Genomic DNA, 431 nt, shown 5'->3' with positions numbered 1-431 from the left:
GGTGCAGATGGTAGCTTCGATGCACAAGTGGCACTCGGTCCAGATGCAGCAGTGGGTACAGTGGTAACCGTAAATGGTACCAACTACACAGTAACAGCAGCGGACTTGGTGAATGGCTTCATCACTGCAGCGATAGCCGTTGCAGCAGATGGCAGCATCACGATCCATGCAGAAGCGGTAGATGCACAAGGTAACATTGACAGTGCCGATGCAGATGTAACCATCACGGTGGATACAGTTGCAGCTGACTTGATTGGTGCGATCACAGTTCCAGATGACTTAAACGGTGATGGCATCTTGAATGCGACTGAGTTAGGTGCGGATGGTAGCTTCGATGCACGCGTGGCATTGGGACCAGATGCAGTGCTTGGTACAGTGGTGACCGTAAATGGCAACAACTTCACCGTGACTGCCGCAGATCTCGTCAATGG

The 431-nt window shown here is 52.0% G+C and carries 1 protein-coding gene; it reads left to right on the top strand.

The window, feature by feature from the left end:
- Window positions 1-431, top strand: a 431-nt coding sequence (locus V6E90_RS21550; protein ID WP_332606414.1) for a hypothetical protein, incomplete at both ends; no start/stop codon positions are given.

Origin of the sequence: Acinetobacter sp. ESBL14 (genome assembly GCF_036668815.1) — a bacterium.
Lineage (GTDB): Bacteria > Pseudomonadota > Gammaproteobacteria > Pseudomonadales > Moraxellaceae > Acinetobacter > Acinetobacter gyllenbergii.
Note: the sequence above shows the minus strand (reverse complement) of the source record. Positions and strands in the feature narration are given on the sequence as shown.